Source organism: Cupriavidus sp. CuC1, assembly GCF_044627735.1.
Lineage (GTDB): Bacteria > Pseudomonadota > Gammaproteobacteria > Burkholderiales > Burkholderiaceae > Cupriavidus > Cupriavidus ulmosensis.
Window position 1 is genome coordinate 25,887 of the sequence record NZ_JBIUHC010000058.1, and the last position, 25,885, is coordinate 51,771.

Here is a 25,885-nt window from a genome sequence, read left to right on the forward strand (position 1 = left end):
GACGGCTGGTAAATCGTTGCGCGGATTATGGCACAGGGCAACTAGCGCGCAGCGGCCCCGGCAAAGGGCGCATCATCGCGCGTTTCTGCACTGCGGCGAAATCGGGGATAATCCCTGCCGCGTGCCCGTTCCGGCCAGGAAAAAAGAGAACGGCATCCGCGCCGTACCCGCAAACACCAAAAGCTGTCGTGACCGCTATTTCCCAGACCCTCGCCGATCGCCTCGAAGCCCTGCTGCCGCAGACCCAATGCACCAAGTGCGGCTTCGACGGCTGCCGTCCCTATGCCGAAGCCATGGCAGCGGGCGAAGCAGCCTGCAATCGCTGCCCGCCGGGCGGGGAGGAAGGCATCCGCCGCCTGTCGGCGCTGCTTGGCACGCCGCCGCAGCCGCTGGACCCGGAGCGGGGCGTGGAACAGGCGCGCGCGGTGGCGGTGATCGATGAAGCGCTGTGCATCGGCTGCACGCTATGCATCCAGGCTTGCCCGGTCGACGCCATCGTTGGCGCGCCCAAGCAGATGCATACCGTACTGGCGGACTGGTGCACCGGCTGCGACCTCTGCGTGGCGCCCTGCCCCGTCGATTGCATCGCCATGATTCCCGTCACCGCGCAGCGTACCGGCTGGGCCGCCTGGTCGCAGGCGCAAGCGGACGAAGCCCACGCGCGCTACCTCGCCCGCCGCTCGCGCCTCGTGTGCGAGCGCGAGGAAAACGATGCGCGCCTGGCGGCCAAGGCGGCCGCCAAACTGCAGGCGCTACAAGCCGAAACCACGCAAAGCGAAGAGGAACGGGCGGCGCAGGCACGCAAGCAGGCCATCATCCAGGCCGCCATCGAGCGGGCGCGCCTGAAGCAGCAAGCGGTGCAGCCGCGCAATACCGAGAACGTCTCGCCTGCCGTGCAGGCCCAGATCGACGCCGCCGAGGCCCGCCGCGCCAGGCCCGGCCTGACAGCCCCGCCGGGCCAGCCCGATCCGGCTGCCGCGCCCGGCCCCAACCCAGCCCCCAAGGACGAATGAACGCAGCCAAGTGCCGCGCCCTGTTCGAGACACTGCGCGAAGTCAACCCGACCCCTGTCACCGAGCTGGAATACAGCTCGCCGTTCGAGCTGCTGATTGCCGTGCTGCTGTCCGCGCAGGCCACCGACGTGGGCGTGAACAAGGCCACGCGCAAGCTCTACCCCGTGGCGCACAGCCCGGAGCAGATGCTGGCGCTGGGCGAGGACGGGCTGATCGAATACATCAAGACCATCGGCTTGTACAAGACCAAGGCCAAGCATGTCATCGCGACCTGCCGCATCCTGGTCGAGCAGCACGGCGGCCAGGTGCCGCGCGACCGGGCCGCGCTGGAGGCCCTGCCGGGCGTGGGCCGCAAGACCGCCAACGTGGTGCTCAATACCGCGTTCGGCGAGGCCACCATCGCCGTCGACACGCATATCTTCCGGGTGGCCAACCGCACCGGCCTGGCGCCCGGCAAGAACGTACAAGTGGTCGAGCAGAAGCTCCTCAAGACGGTGCCGCAGGAGTTCATGCATGATGCGCACCACTGGCTGATCCTGCATGGGCGCTATGTTTGCAAGGCGCGCAAGCCCGAGTGCTGGCACTGCGCGATCGAGCCACTGTGCGAATACCGCGAGAAAACCGAGGCGCCGCGCATCTGAGCGCAGGAAAAAAACCCGCGCTTTGGCGGGTTTCAGCTTGCCGACAAAGGTCGATTTACGTTGTCGCGCTCGCCTCTCCCGCGCGCGGGGAGGGCGGGAGGCACTACGAAGTGCATGCGCTCACTCTGTGCGAGCGCCCGCCCTCTCCCCCGGCCCCTCTCCCACAAGTGGGAGAGGGGAGCAAACCGGCGGGAATAGAGAACCATTCGGTGTAGCCGTGATTTCCGCCGGCCAGGCGGAAATCACCCACGCGCGATGCGCAGCGAGCCGTGGCGCCTTTCATCTCCCGTTATGCGGCGCCTCGTCGGCAAGCCAAAAGAGCGGAAAAGAGGGACCCATGTCTGAGCATCGCCCTAAGGCGATGTGAGTTTGGGTCCCGGCCGCTCTTTTGGCTTGCCGACGAGGAGTCTTTCGCCGCATCCGGGTCGCCTTCTTTGCCTACTTTCTTGGCGAGACAAGAAAGTAGGTCGCCTCCCCGCAGGGGAGGTGAAACTGCCTTTGACTTTAAGCCTTTGAGCTTTTGACGTTAAGCAGTTGAATTTGCACCTCTGTCAGCAGCCTGAGACCCGCGCATTGGCGGGTCTTTTTTTATCTGCCGGCGCTTGCGCTCAAACAATGCGGCAGGCTTCGTCGAACGACAGCCGCGGGCTGCGCGGGAACAGCTTGTCAGCCTCGCCATAGCCCAGGTTCACCAGGAAATTGACCGACCACTTGCCGTCGGCGAAGAAGGCAGCATTGACCTTGGCGGCATCGAAACCGGCCATCGGGCCGCAATCCAGGCCAAGGGCGCGCGCGGCCAGGATGAAATAGCCGCCTTGCAGCGAGCTGTTCATCAGTGCGTCGCGGGCGATCTTTTCCGGCTGGCCGGCGTACCACGAACGCGCATCGGCGTGCGGGAACAGCTTGGGCAGCTGATCGTGGAAGGCGTTGTCGAAGGCGACGATGGCGGTGACCGGAGCCGAGCGGGTCTTCTCGACGTTGCCTGCCGACACGCACTCGACCAAGCGAGCCTTTTCCGCCACGCTCTTGACGAAGACGATGCGCGCCGGCGAACCGTTGGCAGCCGTCGGGCCAAACTTCATCGCGTCATAGATCTGGTGAAGCACGGCATCGTCCACTTGACGGTCTTGCCACACGTTGTGGGTACGCGCTTCGGTGAACAGCTGGGCGATTGCAACCTGGTCGATCGGTTTCATGCGGTCGGTTCCTGAACAAGAAGTAAGAGCCGGATTGTATCTAAGACGCCGCCCCGCCCCACTAGCGATTTTGAGCAAGGGATTCAATTCTGTTGCACATCCTGCGCGCTGGAACCCTTGCGGGTCAGCCAAAGCACGCCCGCCAGGATCAAGCCACCGCCAAGCGCCTGCGTCAGCCCCACATGCTCCCCCAGCAAAAGCGCCGCCAAGATCACCGTTACCACCGGCTCCAATGTGGACAACATCGAAGCCCGCGCCGCGCCAAGCCGTTGCAAGCCGGCAAAGAAGGTCAGGATCGCCAGGACCGTGGACAGCAGCGCGATCGCCAGCATCGCCAGCCAGCCCGCGACGCTCTGCGGGAACTGCGGGGGCACGCCGGCGCCCGCGCGCAACATCCCCACCACGACGTAGACCACCGCCGCCGCACTGCACACCACGGTGGTGGTGGCCAGAGGATTGACACCCGCCGTCACGCGCGCGCCCACGATGATGTAGACCGAGTAGATCGCGGCCGAGGCCAGCCCAAGCCCGATGCCCAGCGCCGAGCCCTGGCCACCGCCCACCGTGAGCCCCGCCCCGACCGAGCACAGCACGAGCGCGATCACGGATGCCGTGCCCAGCCGTTCCTTGAGGAAAACGGCGGCGAGGATGGTGACAAAGAGCGGGTACAGGTAAAGCAGCAAGGCCACCAGGCTGGCCTGGGCATGATTGAGCGCGGTGAAAAAGCAGAACGACTGACCGACATAGCCGATGCCGCCCATGGCGGCCAGCGCCAGCACCTTGCGCCAGCCCGGCAGGCTAACGCCACGCAGGCGCATCGCGAACGCCAGCGCGCCCGCGGCCAGCACGAAACGCACCGCAAGCAGGCCGTAGACATCGGCACCCGCGTCGTAGGCAAAGCGCGCGAAGATTGCCATGGCGCCAAAGGCGCTGGCCGACAGGGCGATCAGCAACACGCCCGCGAGCTGCTCACGGGCGTGACGCAGGGGCGGCCGGACACTGGCGGAGGAGGAGCGGGAAGCGGACATGGCGGCGCGCGGGAAGGAAATGGGCCGGCGACGCCGGGCAACGCCGCATTCATTCTAGTGGCTGGCAGGCCGATTCGGTCAGCTTGCGGGCGGCGGACTTGCGCTGCGCTGCAGCAGTGGATGAGCTCGTTTACAATAGCGGGCATCATGTTCAATCCCTCCCGCGAAGAAGTCCGCCGTTTTTTCTGCGAAGCCTGGCAGAAGCAACGCGCAGGCAGCGTCCTCACCCCCCTCGAAGTCATTGCGGTCGACTGGATCGGCGAGCATCCCGAGTATCACAGCCTGCTCACCGACACGGAAGGCGCGCTGACTCAGGATTACACGCCTGAAGGCGGCCAGACCAATCCCTTCCTGCACCTGGCCATGCACCTGTCGATCTCCGAGCAGGTATCCATCGACCAGCCCCCGGGCATCCGCCGCGCCTACGAATCCCTGGTGCAGCGCCTGGACTCACCGCACGAGGCGCAGCATCAGGTCATGGAATGCCTCGGCGAAATGCTTTGGCAGGCACAGCGCACCGGCATGCCACCGGATGGCGAGCAATACATCGCCTCGATCCAGCGCCGCGCTACCCGCTAGGTGACGTCCCGGACCCATCGGAGCTGGGTACAAATCATCACAAAATTCCGGCGCATGGCGTGATAGTCACGTGATAGGCTGTACCGCGTCGCAATATCCTGCCGCGCGCGCATCACCTCTTCGCGAGGCTGCGCTGCCCTTATCCCATGCTGCCCAGCACGCTCAAGCCCGAGATCTGCCGCGCCGCGGCCAAGCCCCGCGCTCTCCTGCTGGCGCTCGCCCTCCTGGCCGCCTGGCCGCTATCTAGCCACGCTGCCGTGGCACTGCTGCAGCCACCAAAGGTGGTCGACGGCACCAAGCCCCTGACCCTGACCTTGTTGTTGAGCGCCGACGGCGCGAACCGTAGCTTCCTCGTCCCCCAGGCGATCGACGTCACGGCTTCGGCCGATCTGCAGGCCCCCGTCAGGCTCAGCATGCAACGCGTCACCGTGGGTCCCGCCACGATCAAATTGCGCAAGGGCGAGCACCGCACCGTCGCGTACAGCGCGGCATTGCCGCCCAACCTGCGTGGCGTGGTGCGGCTGGATCCCGTGGACATCGACGCCGCGCCTGTGCTGGTCACGCTCAACCGCGCCCCGCGCGCCGACGACCCGCCATCGGCCCAGGTCGCGGCAACCCCGGCACCCGCAACAAGTGTCGAAGGCAGCCCCCAGGCTGCGCCGGTTGTGCCTGTCATCCCGGTAGCAGCCGCCAGCCAGGCGGCCCCCATCCAGCCAGACCTGCAAGACCAGGGGCGGCTGACCTTCAACGACCCGATGTACTTCATGGCCGGGGCGCATGACGGGGCCAACGCCAAGTTCCAGTTCAGCTTCAAGTTCCGCATCTACCAGGGCGAGAACCCGGCTTCGCGCGGCTTGCTTGAGAACCTGTACTTCGGCTACACGCAGTTTTCGCTGTGGGATTTGTCGAGCGACTCGCGGCCGTTCCGCGACACCAACTACCGGCCGAGCCTGTTCTATTACCTGTCGGACACCGGGGTGCAGAACCGCGTGATCAGCCGGCTCTCGCTCGCCGCCGGCCTGGAGCATGAGTCGAATGGCCGCGACGGCGACCAGTCGCGCAGCATCAATACGGTGTTCGTCAAACCCACGTTTTATCTGGGGGACATGACCAACTGGCACTGGAGCGTCTCGCCCAAGCTGTACTACTACATCGAGAAGAACGACAACTCGGACATTGCCAGCTACCGGGGCTACATGGACCTGAAGCTGGCCTACGGCAAGCCGGACTCATGGGAGTTCGCCACCACCCTGCGCAAAGGCACGCAGAAGTACTACGGCAGCGTCGATGCGTCGGTGACGTATCCGCTGGCCAGGCTGATCCCCGGCACGGCGGGTTACCTGATGGCAGGCTATTTAGTCGGCTATGGCGAGAGCTTGCTGGACTACAACCACAAGCTGCCTTGGCAATTCCGGCTGGGATACGCGCTGTCGCGCTGACCCGCCTAACCGGCCAGCGGCTTGCCGCTAGCCTTCAGCCGCGCGTTGGCCACCGCCGCGGCAAACTGGCCGTGCCCATGCCAGCCGGTGGCCCGCCCCAGCTTCTTGCCCTTGTGGAAGAACATGAAGACCGGGATGCCGTGCAGGCCGAAGCGCTTGCCCAGCTCCGGGTGCGCATAGACGTTGGCGTGCAGCCAGTGCAGCTCCAGCGCCCGCACCGGCGCCGGATTGGCCAGCATGGCTTTTTTCGCCATCTCGCAATTGAAGCAGTCCACCCCCCAGAAAAACACACAGACCAGCGCATCGCCGGCAGCGGCGATGGCGCCATCGATGTCGGCGCCATCTACCGCGCGCATGCCGAACGCGTCGAAGGCGCGGTGGTCCAGGTGCGCCGCCGGATCCACGGCGGTGCCAGGCATGGCGGGGTTGTCTGGCTTTGTGGACATAGACGTCTCCAGCAATGGAAAACGCCCGGGCCAGCGGCACCGGGCGTTGCTTGTGCCAGCCCGCCGGGCGGACAGCAAAGAGGGTTGCGCTTACTTGGGCGCGGACACCGTGACCAGCGCCGGGCGCAGCACGCGATCAGCAATCGTGTAGCCGCGCTGCAGCACCGTGACCACGGTGTTCGGCTCCTGCGGCGCCGGCACCATCGAAATGGCCTGGTGACGGTGCGGATCGAACTTCTCGCCAACCGGGTTCAGCTCGACGATCTTGCCCTTCTCGAAAGCGCTGACGAGCTGGCGGGCGGTCAGTTCGACCCCTTCGCGCAGCTTGGCGATATCGCCCGACCCGTCGGCCAGCGCCGCCTGCAGGCTGTCCATCACGGGCAGCAGGTAGTCGGCAAAGGTCTCAATGGCGAATTTATGGGCCTTGGCGACGTCCTCCTGGGCGCGGCGGCGGATGTTCTCGCCCTCCGCGGTAGCCCGCAGGAACATGTCGTAGTTCTCCTTGGCCTTGGCTTCAAGCGCGGCCAACTGGGCCGCCACGTCCGCCGCGGCGGCGTTCTCGGCCTGGCCGGCCGGGGCGGTGTTCAGCTCCTCGCTGGCTGGCGTGAGCGGCGGCGTGGTGGATGGCGTCTGCTTCTGTTCTTCCATGTCGATCCGTATCAAAACAAAGACGCGGCCTGCCTGGCGCAGGCCGCCGGGTGGTCAATCGGCAAATGTAGCCTGCAGTTGGTGGCAGGCCCTCAATTTTCAAGAGCGCACAGCGACGGTGCACTGAAACACAAGGTTACAAATGGGGGTGCGCGGAAATAGGGGTCATATTGCTTTGCAACAGCGCACACCCTAAGATGAAACCGTATAAAAATGACAAAAATAACGGGGTCGAAGATGCAACTCAAGTGGGGCCACTCTCGAAAGGTTAGCCATGCATAAGCTGCCTGTTCTGACGGTCTTCCTTCTCGCCGCATTATCGGTGATGACAGCCTTCATCTGCCTCTCCGGCGCCTTCACGCCACGAGACACCGAATACGGCAGCGGCAAGGCTGTATTCAAGCATTACATCGTTCCCTACGTTCGCTGACCCAGCCGGGTGATTGCGGGCGACTGCACGTGCGGCCGTCCGCCTCACCCTCTGACCCCGTCGATCTGCCGACGGTCACGCTTGGTCGGGCGCCCCTGCAGCTTCGATGCAGGCTCCACGTTAAGGCGCCGATTCTCGGCATCCTGCCGCCGGCGCGCCTCGCTGGCCTCGGTTTCCGCATAGAGCGTCTGGGCTACCGCAGCCGGGCCGCGCAGCCCCGCAATCCCTTTCACCACGATTTCCCAGCGTTGCTGGTGCGCCTCCAGGACGACGGTGTCGCCCGGCTTCACCTCGCGCGAATTCTTGCACGCCTGGCCGTTGACCTGCACCTTGCCACGCTCCACCGCCTCGGCGGCCAGCGAGCGGGTCTTGAAGAAGCGCGCGCACCATAGCCATTTATCGATGCGCAGGCGGGCATCGGCCTCGAAAGATACACTCATGTCGTCACCTCCATGCGTTGAGCAGCGCCACGCTCATGCCGCGGCGCCGCGCGTCTGCGCTTGCGTGCGGCGGGCCTCCAGCTCATGCGGATGCGGCAGCCGCAGCGGCCAGCCCTGCAAGTGCTGCAAGCCGATCTCCGCCAGCCCGGCAATCCAGCTTTCCGAATCGTTGAGGCAAGGAATGTAGTGGAACACCTTGCCGCCTGCCACTTGGAACTCGGAGCGCCCTTCCATCGCGATCTCCTCCAGTGTCTCAAGGCAATCGGCCGGAAAGCCCGGACAAAACACGTCGACCCGCCCGGTGCCGACCTTGCCAAGTTCCTGCAAGGTGGGCGCGGTATAGGGCTGCAGCCACTCCGCCTTGCCAAAGCGCGACTGGAAAGTGACCTGGTACTGCCCAGGCTGCAGGCCCAGTGCCTCGCCCAGCAGGCGCCCGGTCTTGAGGCACTCGCAATGATAGGGATCGCCGAGTTCCAGCGTGCGGCGCGGCACGCCGTGGAACGACAGGATCAGCTTGTCGCCCCGCGCGAAATCCGGCGTGCCATGCTGCGCCCAGTATGCCCCCACCTGCTGGTGCAAGGCGGCAATGTACGCCGGATGGTCGTGGAAATGCTTGACCAGCCGCAGCTCCGGCTGGTTTCGCCACTGCTTGAGTACCCGGAACACCTCGTCGAAGCCCGTCGCCGTGGTGGTGCCGGAGTACTGCGGGTACAGCGGCAGCAGCAGGATGCGCTCTGTCCCCTGGCGGCGCAACGCTTCCAGCACCGAGCCGATCGACGGATTGCCGTAGCGCATGGCGCACGCCACGGTCACCTCATGGCCTTGCTGGTTCAGCAGCAGCTGCAGGGCGTGTGCCTGGCGCTCGGTGTGCACCAGCAGCGGGGAACCCGTCATATGGGCCTCGCGCAGCCAGATCGACTTGTACTTTATCGCCGAGGCGCGCGAGCGCAGCGGCACGATGATGCCGTACAGCAGCGGCAGCCAGGCTGCGCGCGGGATCTCCACCACACGCGGGTCGGACAGGAACTGCTTGAGGTAGCTTCCGACCGCCTTCGGCGTTGGCGCATCCGGCGTGCCAAGGTTGATCAACAGGATGGCCGTGCGCGGCGCCTGGCCATGCTGGTAGGCCGGTTCGGGAGTAAACGTCATGTAATTTCCGGTGTGGCGGGGCGGCGCGGGCACAAGGCGCGCGCCAGCCAGGGCTCGCCGAGCTTACAGGATCTGGGGAACAGGCAGTCTGTGAGACCGGGCCAGGCCAACACTAGTTCTGGCTGAGCGCGCTGGACAACAGGCGCGCGGTGATGTCGACGATCGGAATGACCCGTTCGTAGGCCATGCGGGTCGGCCCGATCACCCCGAGCGTGCCGACGATCTGGCCGTCGACTTCGTAGGGCGCGGTAATGACCGCCATGTCTTCCAGCGGCACCAGCTTGCTCTCGCCGCCGATGAAGATCTGCACGCCCTGGGCGTGGCTGGAGACATCGAGCAGCTTGAGCAGGCCGGTCTTGTGCTCGAACACGTCGAACAGGCGGCGCAGCTTTTCCATGCTGGAGGACAGGTCCTCCACCTCCAGCAGCTTGCGCTCGCCCGAAATGAAGACGTGATCGTCGTCCCCCTCGGCCATGGCGCTGCTGCCCGCCTCCACCGCCGCCTGCATCAGCTGCGACATATCCATGCGCAGCGCCTGCAGCTCGCCGCGCAGGTGGTTGCGCACGTTGTCGAAACTCATGCCGGCAAAGTGCGAGTTGATGAAATTGGCGGCTTCGACCAGCTGGGACGGGGTGTACGGCAGCTCGGTCTGGATGATGCGGTTCTGCACGTCGCCCTCGGGGGTGACGATGATCAGCAGGATGCGCTTGTCCGACAGCCGCATGAATTCGACCTGGCGGAACGCCTGGGCGCGCCGTGGCGTCATCACCACGCCGGCGAATTGCGACAGGTTGGACAAGGTGTGCGCCGCCGAGGTGATCATCCGTTGCGGCCCAAGCTGCTGGCCCTGCAGCTGGCCCCGGATCTTGCCGGTCAGCTCGGCCAGGTTGAGCGCGCCGTCCAGCGGCTGGGCGGTCAGCATGGTATCGACGAACAGCCGATAGCCACGCGGCGTGGGGATACGCCCGGCCGAGGTATGCGGGCTGGTAATGAACCCCATTTCCTCCAGGTCGGACATCACATTGCGGATGGTCGCCGGAGACAGGTCGAGCCCCGAGTACTTCGACAAGGTTCGAGAGCCCACGGGCAGCCCCTCGGCGATGTAGCGCTCGATGAGGGTTTTGAGAAGCGTTTTCGCACGTTCATCCATGATGTTCCTGATTTTACGCAAGTTTTCACCATTCGGGCGGCTCATCCGCGATCCGGCCCGGCGGCGAGCGCCCTCCTGCTGACAATGGTCACGGCGGTATGGTCTAATCCCGGCATGTCTTCGCTCCCCAAGCCCGGCGCCGCGCGCGCCCCATTTCGCACCGTCGCCCTGATCGGCAGGTACGCCACTGCCGGCATCGAGGGCCCGCTGGAAGAGCTGGCCGCCTGTATCCTCAGGAACGGCCAGGATGTGGTGTTCGAGCGCGAAACCGCCCTGGCCACCGGGCTGACCGACTATCCGGCGCTGGCGCCCAACGAAATCGGCAAGCATGCCGATGTGGCGGTGGTGCTCGGCGGCGACGGCACCCTGCTGGGCCTGGCGCGCCAGCTGGCCGGCTACCCGGTGCCGCTGATCGGCGTGAACCATGGGCGCCTCGGCTTCATGACCGACATCCCGTTGGAGGATGTGCACTCGGTGCTCCCGGACATGCTGGCGGGCCGCTACGAGTCCGAGACCCGCATGCTGCTGGAGTCCCAGGTGGTGCGCGACGATGGCGTGATCTTCTCCGCGCTGGCCTTCAACGACGTCGTGGTCAACCGTTCCGGCATTTCCGGCATGGTCGAGCTGGCGGTGTCGGTGGACGGCCACTTCATGTACAACCAGCGCTCCGACGGCCTGATCGTCTCCACGCCGACCGGCTCGACCGCCTATGCGCTGTCGGCAGGCGGCCCGATCCTGCACCCTACCTTGTCGGGGCTGGTGTTGGTGCCGATTGCCCCGCATGCGCTGTCCAACCGCCCGATCGTCCTGCCGCACGATGCCGAGGTGTCGATCGAGGTCGCCACGGCGCGCGACGCCAGCGTGAACTTCGACATGCAGTCGCTGACCTCGCTGCTGCCGGGCGACCGCATCGTGGTGCGGCGCTCGGCCAAGACCGTCAACCTGCTGCACCCGATCGGCTACAACTATTACGCCACGCTGCGCAAGAAGCTGCACTGGCACGAGTACCCGAGCGAAGACAACCGGCTCTAATCCGCCCCGGTCCGCACCGAACCGGCCCAGATCCGCCCCCTGACATCATCCAGCCCCGACCAGTCGACCACGATGCTGCGCAGCCTGTCCATCCGCGATTTCGTCATCGTCGATACGCTCGACCTCGACTTCTCCCCGGGCTTCACCGTCTTCACCGGCGAGACCGGCGCCGGCAAATCGATCCTGATCGATGCGCTGGCCCTGGTGCTGGGTGAGCGCGCCGACGCCGGCGTGGTCCGCGAAGGCGCCGCCCGGGCCGGCATCAGCGCCACCTTCTCCACCCCGGCCGGGCTCGACGCGTGGCTGGCCGAACATGACCTCACCGGCGACGAAGGCACGGTGCTGCTGCGCCGTACCGTCGACGCCAGCGGGCGCAGCAAGGCCTTTATCAACGGCGGCGCCGCCACGCTGGGCCAGCTGCGCGACATCGGCGACCGCCTGGTCGATATCCACGGCCAGCATGCCCATCAGTTGCTGCTGCGCCCCGACGCCCAGCGCCTGCTGCTCGATGCCCATGCCGGGCTCACCGCGCAGGCCGGCGCGGTGGCCGAAGCCTGGCGCTCGTGGCGCGCGTGCGTGCGCCAGCGCGAAACCGTCGAGCACCGCTCGCGCGAGATGCAGCTGGAACGCGAGCGGCTCGAATGGCAGGTCGGCGAGCTCGAGAAGCTGGCACCCCAACCCGGCGAATGGGAAGACATCCAGGCCGAGTACAACCGGCTGTCGCACGCCGCCGGGCTGATCGAGGGCAGCCGCGCCGCGCTGGAGGCGCTGTCCGAGGCCGATGGCTCGGTGCTGTCGGGGCTCAACAGCGTGGTGCAGCGCCTGCGCCAGATGGCTGACGTCGACCCCGCGTTGGGTGACGTCCTGGCGGCGCTGGACCCCGCGCTGGTCCAGGTCGAGGAGGCCGCGCACTCGCTCAACCGCTACGTCGACCGGATCGACCTGGACCCCGAACGCTTGCAGGTGGTGGAGGCGCGCATGCAGGCGCTGCACACCACCGCGCGCAAGTACCGGATGCCGCCGGAGCAGTTGCCGGACGAACTGATGGCGCGCCGCCAGCAACTGGACGATCTCCAGTCCGCCCAGGACCTGAACAAGGCGATGGCGCGCGAGGCCGCGGCCCGCGCCGCCTACCTCACCATCGCCCAGCACCTCGGCGCCGCCCGCAAGATGGCGGCCGAAAGCCTGTCGGCCGCCGTGACGGATGCCATGCAGGGCCTGTCCATGGCGGGCGGCAGTTTCGCGGTGGCGCTGCACCCGCTCGACGAAGGGCAAAGCCATGGACTGGAACAAGTCGAGTTCCTGGTGGCAGGCCATGCCGGCGTCAGCGCGCGCCCTCTGGCCAAAGTGGCGTCGGGCGGCGAGCTGGCTCGGATCAGCCTGGCGATTTCCGTCATTACCAGCGAGGCCGCGCCCACCCCGACCCTGATCTTCGACGAGGTCGACACCGGCATCGGCGGCGCGGTGGCCGAGGTGGTGGGCCGCCGCCTGCAGGAACTCGGCCGCGCTCGCCAGGTGCTGTGCGTGACCCACCTGCCCCAGGTGGCCGCCCAGGCCGGCGCCCACCTGCTGGTCAGCAAGGAGACCAGCCAGCCCGACGGCAATGGCTCGGTCACCCGCTCGCGCATCCGCGCCCTCGACGCCGCTGGCCGCGTGGTCGAAACTGCACGCATGCTGGGTGGGACCACCGTGACGGCCACCACAGTGCAACACGCCGAGGAGATGCTCGCGCAAGGCCTGCGTGGCACCACCGGCACGGCCCGGGAAGCGCGCCGTTCGCGGCGCAGCGCAGGCTGATTGCCCGCGCCCTGGCCAGTAACCATTCAGGAGTTTCCCCATGTCACTCGGCAAACAGCCGCACTCCCGCTCACTGGCTCGCCCGCTGCGGATCACCGCCGCCTGCGGCCTGCTGGCCCTGCTAGCCCTGACCGCTTGCCAGGCGCAACAGCGCCCGTCGGCGCCGCCGCTCAACAGCATCAGCGCCGATCGCGCCGTAGGCGATATCATGGTGCGTTTCTCCGCGCCGCCCGTCACCGTGTCCGAAGAAGCCGATCGCTTGCTGGCGTCGATTGCCGGCCCGATCCGCTTCGTCGTCAAGCGGCCCATGTCGGGCGGCGTCTGGCTGGTCACCGCGATCTCCGCGTCGGCCGATGCCACGATCGACCAGGCGGTCGCCACGCTGCGCGGCGCCCCTCGCATCGAGCTGGCCGAGCCTGACCGCGTGCTCAAGCCGAATCGCACCCAGCCCATCGGCCGCGACATGCCGGCGAGCTGAATCCGGCGGCTGCCCGATTGCTGTCGTCGGAATCCATGGCCTGGACGTTGAAGGTTGAAGATTGCAGGTTGAATGCTGTAACCGCGGTCAGTCCGAAGCGGGCTCAACGGGAGAACGTAGACATGCAGGCACAGCGTCAATTCCGATCCGGCAAAACGCGGCGCACACCGCGCCATGCAGCCCTGCTGCTGGCGCTGGGCGCCGCCCTCTGGCTGGGCGCCCCCGCCGCGGCCAGCGCGGCCCCCGACCCCGCCGCGCGCCCCGCGCCGCACTACACCGGCAACTTTATCGTGCGCTGGCGCGACGGCAGCACAAGCACAACCACCAGCATGAGCGCCAGCAGCGCCGGCGCGAGCGACAGCGCTGCCGCCAGCGGCCTGTCCGAGCGCATGCTGAGCGTGCGCCAGAGCACTGGCGTGGCGCTCTCGGTCAAGCGCCAGATGGGCGGCAGCCTGCAGCTGCTGAGTGTTTCCGGCAGCGATGCCGCCGACCCAGAAGGCACCGCCGCCCGGCTGCGCCAGGATCCGCGCATCGCGGAAGTAGTGCCGGACCGCTGGCTGCGGCTGCACGACACCGCGCCCAACGACCCAGAGTTCGCGCTCAACCAGCCCTACCTGGGCACCCCCGGCCAAGTGGTGGGTGGCGTGAACCTGCCGCCCGCATGGGACCGCACGCGCGGCAGCAGCAGCCTGGTGATCGCCGTGCTCGACACGGGTTCCCTGCCGCACCCGGATCTTGCCGGCCGCCTCGTGCCCGGCTATGACTTCATCACCGATCCGTCCATCGCCAACGACGGTGGGGGCCGGGACGCCGACGCCACCGACGCCGGCGACGGCGTGCCGGTGGGGTTCACCTGCCCCGGCACCTCCACGCCTACCACGACCGCCACCAACAATAGCTGGCACGGTACCCGCGTGGCGGGCACGCTTGGCGCACTCACCAATAACGGGGTGAACATCGCCGGCGTGGACTGGAACGCCCGCATCCAGCCGGTGCGCGTCTCCGGCCGCTGCGGCGCGCTGCTCTCGGACACCGTGGACGGCATGCGCTGGGCCGGCGGCCTGTCCGTGCCCAATGTGCCGGCCAACCCCACCCCGGCGCGCGTGATCAACGTGAGCCTGGGCGGCGGGACCTGTTCCAGCATCGAGCAGCAAGCCGTGACTGACCTCGCCGCGAATGGCGTGGTGGTGGTCGCCGCCACGGGCAACAGCGCCGGCGCGGTCGAGGCGCCTGCCGACTGCAGCGGCGTGGTGGCCGTGACGGCGCACGCTAATGACGGCGAGAACGCCAGCTATGCCAATGTGGGGCCGCAGGTTGCGCTGAGCGCGCCGGGCGGTGGCTGCGGCAACTCTAAGGTGTCGGGCGGCAAATGCTCGGTGGCGGAGTCGTTCATCCGGGCCCTGTCCAATGACGGCACCACCTCGCTTGGCAACTACATCGTCAACAACTCGCAAGGCACCAGCTTTGCCGCGCCGCTGGTATCGGGCGTGGTGTCGCTGATGCTCGCCGCCAATCCGGCGCTCACGCCCGCCCAGGTACTTGCCACCTTGAAGAGTTCGGCACGGCCCCATCCGGCCGGCACCTATTGCACGGCTACCGCCAATGCCGGCAAATGCGGCGCGGGCCTGCTCGATGCCAATGCTGCAGTGGCCGCCGGCACGCAGGTGGTCCAGCCGGCGCCCGCTGCGCCAGCCGCCTCCTCGGGCGGTGGCGGCGCGCTGTCGTGGCCGCTCGCGCTCGGGCTGTGCGCGCTTGGCCTGCTGCTGAACTGGGTCGGACGCCGCCGGCGCCCGGTGAAATCGCATTGAAGTCATGGTGAACGCGGGGCGCCAGCCGGCCTGCGCCGGCTGCGTCCCTTAGCAGCGCGCCTATGCGGGTGGCTGGCCGTGGCGGCGCTGCCACCACTCCTGGACCAGCCATAGCCCCAGGCCGGCCAGCGCGCCGGCCGCGTGCGAGATACGCACGACCCCGAACCCCCACTGCGCATCGAATACCACCGGCGCGAGCCACGACTGCTCAAGCCAGGTCTTGACCAGCACCCCAAGGCAGAGCGCCACGCCGAGCACGCGCGACACGCCGCTGCCATAGAGCAGGCGCAGACCGCCCCACAAGGCCAACCCGTGCAATGCGCCGGACAACCCGCCGTACCAACCCACCGACGGCACTCGGCATAGCGCCAGTTGCACCGCTACGCCGCAGGCGAGCAGGACCGCCAGCATCGCGCCGGCGCGCGCCTCGCGGCCAATCAGCAGGAACAGGCCCGCGGCGGCCAGCAGGTCCGCCAGCCAGTGCTGCCAGCCAAGGTGGACCCACATGGCCGTCAGCAGGCGCCACCATTGGCCCGCCGCGCCGTGACCCATGACGGCATCGCGCAGATAGAGCCCGTGCGCGTGCAGCCAGGGGACGAAGGTAAATGCGGCACCCAGGGCCGCCGTTAGCGCCAGTACGGCCAGCACGCCCAGCCATCCCGGCCAGCGCGCCGCGCCGGCCGCCTGCGGGTTCATCTGGCGCCGGTGGCAACCGGCTCGCCGAACACCGCTTGCCAGAGGGTGCGCACGTGTTCCGCCTCTTGCGCCACCACGGCCGGCGCGACGCGCGCATGAGCCTGCCCGTCCAGGCGCAACTGGTGCTGGCGGGCGCGGAATGCGCGATACGCGTCGCCCACCTCGCGCGCCAGCGTGGCATCGATCAGGCCGATCTCGCCAGCGGTGCGCAGCAGCGCGATATTGCCGGCATTGCGCGTGAGCGCAGGATGATCGTGGCTGTGCAACAGCACGAGGTATTGCACCGTGAACTCGATGTCGACCATGCCGCCGCGATCATGCTTGAGGTCGAACAAACCGCTTGGGTTGGGATGCCCCTCGGCCACCTTGTGGCGCATGGCGACGATCTCGCCGCGCAGCGTGGCGGCGTCGCGCGGCTGGCGCAGGATCTCGTCGCGCAGGCTTTCGAAGTGCGCGCCGATCTCTGGGTCGCCCGCGCAAAAACGCGCGCGCGTGAGCGCCTGGTGCTCCCACACCCACGCAGTGTTGTCGCCCTCGCGCTGCTGGTAGCGGCGAAAGCCCTCGAAGCTGGTCACCAGCAGCCCGGCCTCGCCGTTGGGCCGCAAGCGCGTATCGACGTCGAACAGGGTGCCGGCAGCGGTATGGCTGGTCAGCCAGGTGATCAGGCGGCGCGCGTAGGCGGCGTAGACGTCGGGCGCGCGCTCGTGCTCATCCTCGTAGAGGAAGATGATGTCGAGGTCAGAGGCATAGCCCAGCTCCTTGCCGCCCAGCTTGCCGTAGGCAATCACGGCAAAGCGCGGCTGCTCGGCGTGCCGGGTGGCCAGCTGGCGCCAGACTGCCTGCAGGGTCACGTCGAGCATGGCATCGGCCAGGTCCGACAGCCGGTCGGCGATCTGCTCCACGGTCACCATGCCCTGCAGGTCCTGCAGCAGGATGCGGAAGGTCTCGGCATGATGTTCGCGGCGCAGGATGTCCATCTGGGCTTCGATCTGTCCGTCGGCCGCGTCGAGACGCGCGGCCAGGCGGCTGCGAAAGTCGTTCCAGTCGGGCGCGCGCGCCAGGGCATCGCTGTCGAGCAGTTCGTCGAGCAGTTGCGGGTGGCGGGTCAGATAGGCGGCGGCCCAGCTCGATGCGTGCAGCGTGTCGGCCACGCGCGCCATCGCCTGCGGGTATTCGGAAAGCAGGGACAGGTAGGACGCACGGCGGCTGATGGCATCCAGGAAATCGACAAAGCGGGCGATGGTGCGGTCGGCATCGTCCTGGCGCGAGGCCAGGTCAAGCGCGCGGTTGACCAGCAAGTCGAAGCGCACTCGGCTGGGCTCGGACAACGCGCGGTAGCGCAGCGAGGCGCCGATGGCGCGCAAGCGGTCGAGCAGCCCGGTGCAATCGCTGAAGCCGGCTGCGGCCAGGCGCTCGCACGGTGGTTCATCCTGTTCTTCCTGGATCAACGCGGGCCACAACGCCTCGCACTGCGCATGCGCTTCATCGGGGTCCGAGAACGTAGCCTCGAACTGTTGCGCCACCGGATCCTGCAGCGATGCCAGGCGCTCGAGCAAGGCCGGCCAGTCGGCGCAGCCCATCATCTTCGCCACCGCCAGTTGCTCCTCTTCCGAGGTGGGCAGGTGGTGCGTCTGGGCGTCGTCGCGATACTGCAGCCGATGCTCGAGCTGGCGCAGGAAGCGGTAGGCGTTGGCCAGTTGCTCGGCCTGGCCCGCGGGCAGCAGCCCATGCTCCACCGCCACCGTCAGCACTTCCAGGGTGGGCCGGATGCGCAGCGCCGGGTCCTGGCCGCCACGGATCAGCTGGAAGACCTGGGCCATGAACTCGATCTCGCGGATGCCGCCGCGCCCGAGCTTGATATTGAAGGCACGCTGGTTGACGCGCTGGCCGCTGCCCGGCGCCGCCAGCCCGCCGCTGCGCTTGGCCGCCTCGGCGCGGATCTGCGCATGCAGCGAGCGGATCGCCGCAATCACGCCGTAGTCGAGGTAGCGGCGGAAGACGAAGGGCGTGGTCAGGCTGGCCAGTTGCGCGGCGGTACGCTGCGCATGCGGGGTATCCAGCGCCGACACCACCCTGCCCTTGATCCAGGCGTAGCGCTCCCACTCGCGCCCCTGCACCATCAGGTACTGCTCCAGCATGCCGAGGCTGCAGGCCAGCGGTCCGGCGTCGCCATTGGGACGCAGGCGCATGTCGACGCGGAACACGTAGCCATCTCCGGTCACATCGGCCAGCAGGTTGATCAGGCGCCGTCCCAGGCGGATGAAATATTCGTGATTGGACAGGCTGCGTTGCCCGCCACGGGTGTCGCCGTCTTCGTCGTACAGGAAAATCAGGTCGATATCGGACGACACATTGAGCTCGCGGCCACCCAGCTTGCCCATGCCAACCACCACCAGCTCCTGCACCTCCTCGCTGCTCTCCCCGACCGGGCGGCCATAGGTCGGGGCGAGGTCCGCCTCCAGCATGGCCAGGCCGTACTGGATGCCCAGCTCGGCCAGGTCCGTCATCGCGCCGGTGACTTCGCCCAGCGTCGACAGGCCGCGCAGATCGCGCTCGATCACCACGCACATCACTTCCGCGCGCAAGCGGCGCAGCGCGCGCTTGATGGCATCCTCTAGATCGGACGACGGCTCGTGCAGGGCCTTGAGCCGCGCTTCCATCCAGGCGCGCGTGAGCGGCTGCTCGCGTGCGAGCGCGACGATTTCGGCCAGCTCGGGACGCGCCTGCGCCATGCGGCGGGTGTAATGGGAATAGGCGGGCGAGTACAATGCCATGCCGGCGCATTCGACCGGCACGAGTTCCGCGGCGGCCACCACTGCGAACGGGCCCGTGGCCATGTCGGCCACAGCCTGCCTGGCAGCGCTGGAAGTGTTGCCGGGCGCATGTTCGCCGGCAGGACCATCCGCGGCTGCGGCACGGTTTGCGCCATCGGTTGCGGCGGTATCGGGCGCGGCCGCGGAACTCGTCGGATCAGTGGAAGTCATTCCTGTTACTTGGTAGCGCGTGAGCCGGCCCTGGGCCGGCGCGCGCGTTATGCACGGCCGGTCAGGCACCGTATTGGAGAGCGCCTAGTATTGTCGGATAATCTGCGCATGTCCAGCCACGCCACCCCACCTGCCGATCCCTCCGCCACCGCCGGCGGCACGCCGGCACTTGATGGGGCCGCCGGTGCAAGCTCAACCCCGTCGCCGCAAAGCGGCCGGCGCGCGCTCGCGTTTGCGCGCGCGGTCGGCCGGGCTCTGCTCGCTGGCTTGCGCCATCCCGTCTGGCGCGGCCTGGGACGCGTGCTGGTGCGCCTGGCCCTGGCGCTGGTGCTGCTGGCGCTGCTCGCCGGGCTCCTGATCCGCTTTGTGCTCTGGCCACAGGCCTCGGCCGCCCGCACCTGGCTGGAGCAGCGCGGCTCGGTGGCGCTCGCGGCCCAACTGAGCATCGGCCAGCTCGATACCTATTGGGATGGCTGGCATCCGGCTTTCCATGCCCGCGACGTCAAGGCCATCGATGCCGAGCAGCGCGTGCTGCTGGCCGCGGGCGAGCTCGATGGCAAGCTGTCATGGCGCTCGCTGTTCAGCATGGACGTGCTGTTCCAGAAGATCTCCGCCAGCCAGACCGACCTGCTGATCCGCCGCTCCGCCGACGGCAAGCTCAAGGTGGCCGGCATGGCCGTGGACACCACCGGCGCCCAGCCGCAGGACAACCGCCTGTTCGACTGGCTGCTGGCCCAGGGCAAGGTCGAGCTCACCGACGGCAAGCTGCGCTGGCTCGACGACAAGAACAAGCTGCCGCAACTGGACGTCGGCAATATCCAGCTCAGCGTGCAGCGCCACGGCTCGCGCCACACGTTCAAGCTCGAAGCGCAATCGGCCACGCTCGCGCCGCGCCCACTCGTGGTGCAGGCGGACTTCCGCCATGAATACCTGCATCGCACCGGCGACTGGCACAACTGGTACGGGCAGGCCAGCTGGGACCTTGGCCGGCTTGAGCTCCCGGTGCTGCAGCGCTATCTCGCGATCTTCGACCGCGTCACGCGCGGCACCTTCAGCACCGACGGCACCATCGAGTTTCGCGGCGGCCAGATCACCCGCAGCCAGGCGCGGCTGCGCGCCAGCAGCGTGGACCTGAAGCTCTCCGGAGCGCCCGAAGCGCTCAAGCTCGCCAGTGCCCAGGCCTTTATCCTGCACCGCGCGGGGCGCGACCGCGACAACATCCTCACCATCGACACCCTGCTGTGGCAGCCCGAGCCGGCGGAAGGGCCGGCAGTGCCGCCGGCACGGCAAGCGCAGGCGGCCTCCGCAGCCGCGGCCGCCCCTGGCGCCGCCAGCGCGGCCGCCGGCCTGGCCAGCGGCGAAGGCGTCTGGCGCGAAGGCATGCGCAAGGTAGTGGTCGGCTGGGCCACCGACAACAAGGGCGCGTTGCGCAAATTCACGCTCAAGGCGCCCACCTTCGACCTGAACACCGTGCGCGCGCTGGCCACCTCGCTGCCGCTCGACACCGCCTTGTCGCGCCAGCTGCGCGCGCTGCAGCCCTCGGGCCATGTCGACAACCTGGACGTGAACTGGAACCGGGATCGCCAGGGCATGCTGAGCCGCCGCGATGGCCAGCGCCACTTCAACGTGCAGGGCACGCTGCGCAGCGTCTCGGTGCTTGGCCAGCCCGCCAACCCGCCCGTCGGTGCGAATGGCAAGCCCCACCTGGGCGTGCCGGGCTTTTCGCGGATCTCCGGCAGCTTCAGTTTCGACGAACGCCAGGGCAGCGCCCGCTTTGAAGGCAACAATGCCGCGCTGATGCTGCCGGGCATGTTCGAGGATCCGCGCCTCTCGTTCGACCAGATCAACGGCGAAGTGCGCTGGACCAACGACAATGGCAAGCTGGCAGTGCGCACCGACGGCGTGCAGTTCGCCAACGCGGATACCGCCGGCAGCGTACGCGGCACCTGGCATGCCGGCGGCGACGGGCACGGCGGCATTGCCGACCTGACCGGTGAGCTGACCCGCGCCCAGGTCAGCCGCGTGCCGCGCTACCTGCCCATGGGCATACCCGCCTCCACGCGCCAATACCTGGCCGGCGCCCTGGTCAGCGGTGAAGCCAGCGACGTCAAGTTCCTGCTCAAGGGCGACCTGGAGCACTTCCCCTTCCACAGCCCGTTCGAGCGTGCCGGCGACTTCCGGGTCGAGGTGCCGATCCAGCATGTCAGCTACCAGATCGCGCCCCATGTGAGCGCGCCGGCGGGCAGCGCCGCCAGCGCCAGCAATGACGGCAAGGCCTGGCCGAACTTCACCGACATCAGCGGCCACTTGCTGTTCGAGCGCGGCGGGCTGTCGTTCGTCGCGCAGCGCGCTGGCGTGCAAGGCGCCGCTGGCGTCACGCTGCAGGACGTCAATGGCCGCATCGCCGACCTCGGCGAGCACGGCCGCCTGGTGCTGGACGGTAGCGCCAGCGGGGCGATGACGGCCTTCCTGCGCTTCGTCGCCGCCAGCCCGGTGCGCGACTGGACCGGCCAGGTGCTGACGGATATGCGCGCCCAAGGCAACGGCGAGCTGCGGCTCAAGCTCGACCTGCCCCTCACCGAGGCGCATGCCACCAAGGTCGACGGCCAGTTCCGGCTGCCCGGCAACGATGTGGTGCTGATCCCGCAATTGCCCGTGCTGGCCGGCACCACCGGCGTGGTCGCTTTCAACGAGCACGGCTTCCAGCTCAACGACCTGCGCGCCCGCTTCCTGGGCGGCGAGATTCGCGCCGGCGGCGGCAGCCAGCCCGACGGCACGGTCAGGGTCACTGCCGGTGGCAATCTCACCGCCCAGGGCATCCGCGAGGCGTTTGGCGGCTCGCCCGCCGCCGGGCTGATACAGAAACTGGAAGGCAGCACCGCCTACAGCGCCGTGATCGGCGTGCGCGACCACCAGCCGCAGATCACGGTGGCATCGGAGCTGGCCGGGCTGGCGGTGAACCTGCCCGCACCGATGGCCAAAAGCGCGGCGCAGGCCGTGCCATTGCGCTTTGAACTGCGCCCAGGCGCCGCCCGCGCCGGCAGCGAGGAAATGCTGGTGCAGTATGGCAACGTGCTCAATGCGCGCTATCTGCTACGCCGCAACGGCGACGGCATGGAAGTGCTGGCCGGCGGGATCGGCATCGAGCAGCCGGCGCCGCAACCCGCCAGCGGCGTCACCGCAGCGATCACGGCCAGCCGCATCGACCTGGACGCCTGGCGCGCCCTGTTCGCGGACGCCGGGGGCGCCAGTGCCGGCTCGGCGGCGCCAGCGGTGGACTACCTGCCCGAGCGCATTTCCGCGCGCACGCACACGCTGCACGCCTTTGGCCGCGAGCTCGACGACGTCGTGCTCGAGGCCACCCGCGAAAGCGCTGGCTGGGGCGTGCAGATCGAGTCCCGCCAGGTGGCGGGCAACATGCGCTGGCGCAGCGATGCAACCACACCGGCGGGCGCGCTCACGCTGCGCCTGTCGCACCTGAACATCCCCGACACGGGCGACGCCGCCAATGCGGCCGATCCGCTCGACGGCAATACCGGCGACCTGCCCGCGCTGGACCTGGTTGCCGATCGGTTCGAGCTGCACGGCCGCGACTTCGGCAAGCTGGAGGTCAAGGCCCGCGCCAGCGAAAACGGCGGCGAGCCCGTGTGGACGCTGGACCGCCTGGTCATCGAGCAGCCCGGCGCCACCTTTACGGGCAGCGGCAGCTGGCGCTTGCCGCGCCGGGTACGCGACGGCGCTGCCGCCGAGCGCCGCACGCTGCTCGACTTCAAGCTCGACGTGCGCAATGGCGGCCAGGTGCTCGAACGCATGGGCCTGCCGCACATGCTGGCCGACGGGCGCGGCACCTTCGAGGGCAGGATCGCATGGCGCGGCTCGCCGCTGTCGATCGACTACCCCACCTTGTCGGGCCGGATGAAGCTCCAGCTGGAGAATGGCCAGATCCTCAGTGTGGACCCCGGCGCAGCCAAGCTGCTGGGCGTGCTCAGCCTGCAAAGCCTGATGCGGCTGGCCACCTTCGACTTCCGCGGCGTGGCGGGCCAGGGCATGGTGTTCGACGAAATCACCGGCACCGGCACGATCGAAAATGGCGTGGCCAGCACCAAGGATTTCGCGCTCAAGGGCGGGCAACTGCGCGCCTCGATGACCGGCAGCGCGAACATCCCGCGCGAAACGCAGGACCTGGATGTGACGGTCGTGCCGCGCATCAACGCCACATCCGCGTCGGTCGCCGCAGCGTTCATCAATCCCGCGCTGGGCATCGGCACGCTGGCGGCCCAGCTGATATTTGCCGACGAATTCTCCAAGGCCTTCAGCCGCCGCTTCCATATCAGCGGTGGCTGGGCGAACCCGCAGGTCACCAAAGTGGGGGAGAATAAGACCGACTCGCCCCCCGTGCGGGATTCGTCGTCCAATCGTGTCTACCCGGCGCCATAACCGTAGCGACTGGCCCTGCCCGGGGAAGCCCGCCGCGCAGCCGCCGCAAGCCAAGGAAACCGCTTCATGACCGCAAACGCCTCCGCCCCAGCCCCCAGCACGGCCCCAAGCGCGGCCCCCTTTCGCGTGGCTGCCATCCAGACCGTCAGCGGGGTCTCGCCCGAGGCCAACCTGGCCCGCGCCGACGCGCTGATCGCGCAGGCCGCCAAGGGCGGCGCCGAGCTGGTGTTGCTGCCGGAGTACTTCTGCATGATGGGCCTGCGCGAAGGCGACAAGGTGGCCATCCGCGAGCGCGACGGCGACGGGCCGATCCAGTCATTCCTGGCCGATGCGGCGCGCCGGCACCGAATCTGGCTGGTCGGCGGCACCCTGCCCTTGTGGTGCGAGGACGAGGACCGCGTCTACAACACCTCGCTCGCCTACGACCCGCGCGGCGAACGCGCGGCACGCTACGACAAGATCCACCTGTTCGGCTTCACGCGCGGCAGCGAAAGGTACGACGAATCGCGTACCATCCTGGCCGGCCAGACCCCGGTCAGCTTCGATGCGCCCTGTGGACGGGTCGCCATGTCGGTCTGCTATGACCTGCGCTTTCCGGAGCTCTACCGCCAGCTCGCGGCGGGCGGCGGCACCAGCTTGATTTTGATGCCGGCCGCCTTCACCTACACCACCGGCCAGGCGCACTGGGAGATCCTGCTGCGCGCCCGCGCCATCGAAAACCAGTGCTATGTGCTGGCCGCCGCACAGGGCGGAAAGCACGAGAACGGAAGGCGCACCTGGGGCCACTCGATGCTGATCGATCCCTGGGGCGAGGTGATGGCGGTGCTGCCGGAAGGCGAAGGCGTGGTGAGCGGGTTGATCGATCCCGCCCGGCTGGACGAGGTGCGGCAGAACCTGCCTGCGCTGCGCCATCGGGTGCTGTAGCATGTACAAGCCATGACCTGGCCGATTCCCCGGAATCGCCAACATCCCAGATTTTTACGCGGCGGCGCTTTTCGCGCCACCGCGGCACGACGATAAAGGACAACCATGAACGCCGGCGACCTCGGAATCCGCAACCTCGCCACCGCCCAGCAATTGCTGCTGGCCCCCTACGGCCTGGACGAAACCAACCTGCAGCGCGTGCTGGCGGACATCTTCACGCATAAGGTCGACTACGCCGACCTCTACTTCCAGTACACCCGCAACGAGGCGTGGAGCCTGGAAGAAGGCATCGTCAAGTCCGGCAGCTTCAGCATCGACCAGGGCGTTGGCGTGCGCGCCGTGTCCGGCGACCGCACCGCCTTCGCCTACTCCGACGACATCAGCCTGGACGCCTTGCTCAAGGCCGGCGCCGCGACCCGCACCATCGGCCGCGCCGGCAGCGGCCGCGTCAAGGTGGCGAGCAAGATGGCCTCCCAGGGCGGGCGCAACCTGTACTCGCCCAACGATCCGCTGGACTCGATGGACGCGGCCGAAAAGGTGGCGCTGCTCGAGCGCGTGGAACGCATGGCCCGCGCCAAGGACCCGCGCGTGGTGCAGGTGATGGCAGGCCTGGCCGGTGAGTACGACGTGGTGCTGGTGGCACGCAGCGACGGCGTCATCGCCGCCGACGTGCGCCCGCTGGTGCGCGTGTCGGTCACGGTGATCGCCGAGCAGAACGGGCGCCGCGAGATCGGCTCCTCCGGCGGCGGCGGGCGCTATGCCTACGGCTACTTCACCGACGAGCTGCTGCGCAAGTACGTGGACGAGGCCGTGGCCTCGGCGCTCGTCAACCTCGAGGCGCGCCCGGCTCCGGCCGGAGCCATGACCGTCGTGCTCGGCCCGGGCTGGCCCGGCGTGCTGCTGCACGAGGCTATCGGCCACGGCCTGGAAGGCGACTTCAACCGCAAGGGCTCCTCGGCCTTTGCTGGCCGCATGGGCGAGCGCGTGGCGGCCAAGGGCGTAACCGTGGTGGACGACGGCACGCTGGCCAACCGCCGCGGCTCGCTCAACCTCGACGACGAGGGCAACCCGACCCAGTGCACCACGCTGATCGAGGACGGCATCCTCAAGGGGTATATCCAGGACACGCTCAACGCGCGCCTGATGAAGATGCCGGTGACCGGCAACGCGCGCCGCGAGAGCTACGCCGCGCTGCCGATGCCGCGCATGACCAACACCTACATGCTCAATGGCAACCGCGATCCGCAGGAGATCATCGCCAGCGTCAAGCGCGGCCTCTACGCGGTCAACTTCGGCGGCGGCCAGGTCGACATCACCAACGGCAAGTTCGTGTTCTCCGCCAGCGAGGCCTACCTGATCGAGGACGGCAAGATCACCACGCCGGTCAAGGGCGCCACGCTGGTGGGCAACGGCCCGGAATCGCTCAAGGACGTCACCATGATCGGCAACGACATGCGCCTGGACTCGGGCGTGGGCGTGTGCGGCAAGGAAGGCCAGAGCGTGCCCGTGGGCGTGGGCCAGCCGACCCTGCGCATTGAAAACATGACGGTGGGCGGCACGGCCTGATGGC

General features: G+C 68.1%; 21 protein-coding genes. 12 read left to right on the forward strand and 9 right to left on the reverse strand.

From position 1 onward, the window contains the following. The first annotated feature begins 188 nt into the window (after positions 1–188). Together rsxB and nth are read left to right on the forward strand one after the other, a co-directional pair. Positions 189–1,013, forward strand: a complete 825-nt coding sequence (gene rsxB / locus ACGLHR_RS23965) for an electron transport complex subunit RsxB (protein ID WP_400096644.1) — start codon at positions 189–191, stop codon at positions 1,011–1,013. Next, positions 1,010–1,654: an endonuclease III gene (gene nth / locus ACGLHR_RS23970; protein WP_267606086.1), complete on the forward strand. Its 645-nt coding sequence runs from the start codon at positions 1,010–1,012 to the stop codon at positions 1,652–1,654. Before rsxB ends, nth begins: the two co-directional genes overlap by 4 nt. Positions 1,655–2,262: 608 nt before the next feature. Here the strand turns inward: nth and ACGLHR_RS23975 are convergent. Then, complete coding sequence (locus tag ACGLHR_RS23975) at positions 2,263–2,850, reverse strand: malonic semialdehyde reductase (RefSeq protein ID WP_267606085.1); 588 nt, start codon at positions 2,848–2,850, stop codon at positions 2,263–2,265. Positions 2,851–2,933: 83 nt separating this feature from the next. Continuing rightward, positions 2,934–3,878, reverse strand: coding sequence for a DMT family transporter (locus ACGLHR_RS23980; protein WP_400096645.1), 945 nt, complete (start codon positions 3,876–3,878; stop codon positions 2,934–2,936). A 147-nt stretch (positions 3,879–4,025) separates the two neighbouring features. Here ACGLHR_RS23980 and ACGLHR_RS23985 point away from each other — a divergent pair, with 147 nt between their 5' ends. Together ACGLHR_RS23985 and ACGLHR_RS23990 are read left to right on the forward strand one after the other, a co-directional pair. Further along, on the forward strand, positions 4,026–4,457 hold the full coding sequence (locus ACGLHR_RS23985; protein ID WP_400096658.1) for a DUF1841 family protein: 432 nt from the start codon (positions 4,026–4,028) through the stop codon (positions 4,455–4,457). A 146-nt stretch (positions 4,458–4,603) separates the two neighbouring features. After that, entirely contained in the window at positions 4,604–5,896 is a 1,293-nt protein-coding gene (locus ACGLHR_RS23990; protein WP_400096646.1) for a phospholipase A, read from the forward strand. Positions 5,897–5,901: 5 nt separating this feature from the next. On the opposite strand, the gene ACGLHR_RS23995 is transcribed toward ACGLHR_RS23990, so the two are convergent. Together ACGLHR_RS23995 and grpE are read right to left on the reverse strand one after the other, a co-directional pair. Further along, positions 5,902–6,342 carry a thioredoxin family protein gene (locus ACGLHR_RS23995; RefSeq protein ID WP_400096647.1) on the reverse strand — a complete coding sequence of 147 codons (441 nt, stop codon included), beginning with the start codon at positions 6,340–6,342 and terminating at the stop codon, positions 5,902–5,904. Between the two features lie 90 nt (positions 6,343–6,432). Next, positions 6,433–6,990, reverse strand: a complete 558-nt coding sequence (grpE, locus tag ACGLHR_RS24000; RefSeq protein WP_267606081.1) for a nucleotide exchange factor GrpE — start codon at positions 6,988–6,990, stop codon at positions 6,433–6,435. A gap of 274 nt (positions 6,991–7,264) precedes the next feature. Here grpE and ACGLHR_RS24005 point away from each other — a divergent pair, with 274 nt between their 5' ends. Further along, positions 7,265–7,420, forward strand: a complete 156-nt coding sequence (locus ACGLHR_RS24005; RefSeq protein ID WP_267606080.1) for a hypothetical protein — start codon at positions 7,265–7,267, stop codon at positions 7,418–7,420. A 44-nt stretch (positions 7,421–7,464) separates the two neighbouring features. On the opposite strand, the gene ACGLHR_RS24010 is transcribed toward ACGLHR_RS24005, so the two are convergent. The 3 genes from ACGLHR_RS24010 to hrcA form a co-directional block, all read right to left on the reverse strand. After that, the gene (locus ACGLHR_RS24010; protein WP_400096648.1) at positions 7,465–7,860 is read right to left on the reverse strand and encodes an RNA-binding S4 domain-containing protein; all 396 of its coding nucleotides are present in this window, start codon (positions 7,858–7,860) and stop codon (positions 7,465–7,467) included. A 33-nt stretch (positions 7,861–7,893) separates the two neighbouring features. Continuing rightward, a complete protein-coding gene (hemH, locus tag ACGLHR_RS24015; protein WP_400096649.1) occupies positions 7,894–9,009 on the reverse strand; it encodes a ferrochelatase in 1,116 nt (371 codons plus the stop codon). A gap of 112 nt (positions 9,010–9,121) precedes the next feature. Then, positions 9,122–10,159, reverse strand: coding sequence for a heat-inducible transcriptional repressor HrcA (gene hrcA, locus ACGLHR_RS24020; RefSeq protein WP_267606076.1), 1,038 nt, complete (start codon positions 10,157–10,159; stop codon positions 9,122–9,124). Between the two features lie 114 nt (positions 10,160–10,273). Here hrcA and ACGLHR_RS24025 point away from each other — a divergent pair, with 114 nt between their 5' ends. The 4 genes from ACGLHR_RS24025 to ACGLHR_RS24040 all read left to right on the forward strand — a co-directional run bounded on the left by ACGLHR_RS24025 (position 10,274) and on the right by ACGLHR_RS24040 (position 15,274). After that, a complete protein-coding gene (locus tag ACGLHR_RS24025; protein WP_267606075.1) occupies positions 10,274–11,191 on the forward strand; it encodes an NAD kinase in 918 nt (305 codons plus the stop codon). Between the two features lie 72 nt (positions 11,192–11,263). Then, the gene (recN, locus tag ACGLHR_RS24030; protein WP_400096650.1) at positions 11,264–12,988 is read left to right on the forward strand and encodes a DNA repair protein RecN; all 1,725 of its coding nucleotides are present in this window, start codon (positions 11,264–11,266) and stop codon (positions 12,986–12,988) included. Positions 12,989–13,028: 40 nt separating this feature from the next. After that, a complete protein-coding gene (locus tag ACGLHR_RS24035) occupies positions 13,029–13,466 on the forward strand; it encodes a hypothetical protein (RefSeq protein ID WP_318236689.1) in 438 nt (145 codons plus the stop codon). Positions 13,467–13,588: 122 nt separating this feature from the next. After that, positions 13,589–15,274 carry a S8 family peptidase gene (locus tag ACGLHR_RS24040; RefSeq protein ID WP_400096651.1) on the forward strand — a complete coding sequence of 562 codons (1,686 nt, stop codon included), beginning with the start codon at positions 13,589–13,591 and terminating at the stop codon, positions 15,272–15,274. 60 nt (positions 15,275–15,334) lie between these two features. Here the strand turns inward: ACGLHR_RS24040 and rrtA are convergent, their stop codons facing one another. Next, positions 15,335–15,970 carry a rhombosortase gene (gene rrtA / locus ACGLHR_RS24045; RefSeq protein ID WP_400096652.1) on the reverse strand — a complete coding sequence of 212 codons (636 nt, stop codon included), beginning with the start codon at positions 15,968–15,970 and terminating at the stop codon, positions 15,335–15,337. Next, positions 15,967–18,807 carry a bifunctional [glutamate--ammonia ligase]-adenylyl-L-tyrosine phosphorylase/[glutamate--ammonia-ligase] adenylyltransferase gene (gene glnE, locus ACGLHR_RS24050; RefSeq protein ID WP_400096659.1) on the reverse strand — a complete coding sequence of 947 codons (2,841 nt, stop codon included), beginning with the start codon at positions 18,805–18,807 and terminating at the stop codon, positions 15,967–15,969. Before glnE ends, rrtA begins: the two co-directional genes overlap by 4 nt. A gap of 255 nt (positions 18,808–19,062) precedes the next feature. Between glnE and ACGLHR_RS24055 the strand changes: the two genes are divergently transcribed. The 3 genes from ACGLHR_RS24055 (at position 19,063) to tldD (ending at position 25,881) form a co-directional block, all read left to right on the forward strand. Then, the gene (locus tag ACGLHR_RS24055; RefSeq protein ID WP_400096653.1) at positions 19,063–23,391 is read left to right on the forward strand and encodes a YhdP family protein; all 4,329 of its coding nucleotides are present in this window, start codon (positions 19,063–19,065) and stop codon (positions 23,389–23,391) included. Between the two features lie 66 nt (positions 23,392–23,457). After that, positions 23,458–24,315, forward strand: coding sequence for a carbon-nitrogen hydrolase family protein (locus ACGLHR_RS24060; protein ID WP_400096654.1), 858 nt, complete (start codon positions 23,458–23,460; stop codon positions 24,313–24,315). A 105-nt stretch (positions 24,316–24,420) separates the two neighbouring features. Then, positions 24,421–25,881 carry a metalloprotease TldD gene (gene tldD, locus ACGLHR_RS24065; protein ID WP_267606067.1) on the forward strand — a complete coding sequence of 487 codons (1,461 nt, stop codon included), beginning with the start codon at positions 24,421–24,423 and terminating at the stop codon, positions 25,879–25,881. Positions 25,882–25,885: the final 4 nt, after the last annotated feature.

Coding starts and splice junctions, on each gene's coding strand:
- nth (WP_267606086.1), top strand. CDS start 1,010: ATGAACGCAGCCAAGTGCCGCGCCCTGTTCGAGACACTGCGCGAAGTC.
- tldD (WP_267606067.1), top strand. CDS start 24,421: ATGAACGCCGGCGACCTCGGAATCCGCAACCTCGCCACCGCCCAGCAA.
- ACGLHR_RS24060 (WP_400096654.1), top strand. CDS start 23,458: ATGACCGCAAACGCCTCCGCCCCAGCCCCCAGCACGGCCCCAAGCGCG.
- hrcA (WP_267606076.1), bottom strand. CDS start 10,159: ATGGATGAACGTGCGAAAACGCTTCTCAAAACCCTCATCGAGCGCTAC.
- recN (WP_400096650.1), top strand. CDS start 11,264: ATGCTGCGCAGCCTGTCCATCCGCGATTTCGTCATCGTCGATACGCTC.
- ACGLHR_RS24040 (WP_400096651.1), top strand. CDS start 13,589: ATGCAGGCACAGCGTCAATTCCGATCCGGCAAAACGCGGCGCACACCG.
- ACGLHR_RS23975 (WP_267606085.1), bottom strand. CDS start 2,850: ATGAAACCGATCGACCAGGTTGCAATCGCCCAGCTGTTCACCGAAGCG.
- ACGLHR_RS23990 (WP_400096646.1), top strand. CDS start 4,604: ATGCTGCCCAGCACGCTCAAGCCCGAGATCTGCCGCGCCGCGGCCAAG.
- ACGLHR_RS24035 (WP_318236689.1), top strand. CDS start 13,029: ATGTCACTCGGCAAACAGCCGCACTCCCGCTCACTGGCTCGCCCGCTG.
- ACGLHR_RS23980 (WP_400096645.1), bottom strand. CDS start 3,878: ATGTCCGCTTCCCGCTCCTCCTCCGCCAGTGTCCGGCCGCCCCTGCGT.
- grpE (WP_267606081.1), bottom strand. CDS start 6,990: ATGGAAGAACAGAAGCAGACGCCATCCACCACGCCGCCGCTCACGCCA.
- ACGLHR_RS24025 (WP_267606075.1), top strand. CDS start 10,274: ATGTCTTCGCTCCCCAAGCCCGGCGCCGCGCGCGCCCCATTTCGCACC.
- ACGLHR_RS23995 (WP_400096647.1), bottom strand. CDS start 6,342: ATGTCCACAAAGCCAGACAACCCCGCCATGCCTGGCACCGCCGTGGAT.
- glnE (WP_400096659.1), bottom strand. CDS start 18,807: ATGGCCACGGGCCCGTTCGCAGTGGTGGCCGCCGCGGAACTCGTGCCG.
- ACGLHR_RS24010 (WP_400096648.1), bottom strand. CDS start 7,860: ATGAGTGTATCTTTCGAGGCCGATGCCCGCCTGCGCATCGATAAATGG.
- hemH (WP_400096649.1), bottom strand. CDS start 9,009: ATGACGTTTACTCCCGAACCGGCCTACCAGCATGGCCAGGCGCCGCGC.
- rrtA (WP_400096652.1), bottom strand. CDS start 15,970: ATGAACCCGCAGGCGGCCGGCGCGGCGCGCTGGCCGGGATGGCTGGGC.
- ACGLHR_RS23985 (WP_400096658.1), top strand. CDS start 4,026: ATGTTCAATCCCTCCCGCGAAGAAGTCCGCCGTTTTTTCTGCGAAGCC.
- ACGLHR_RS24055 (WP_400096653.1), top strand. CDS start 19,063: ATGTCCAGCCACGCCACCCCACCTGCCGATCCCTCCGCCACCGCCGGC.
- ACGLHR_RS24005 (WP_267606080.1), top strand. CDS start 7,265: ATGCATAAGCTGCCTGTTCTGACGGTCTTCCTTCTCGCCGCATTATCG.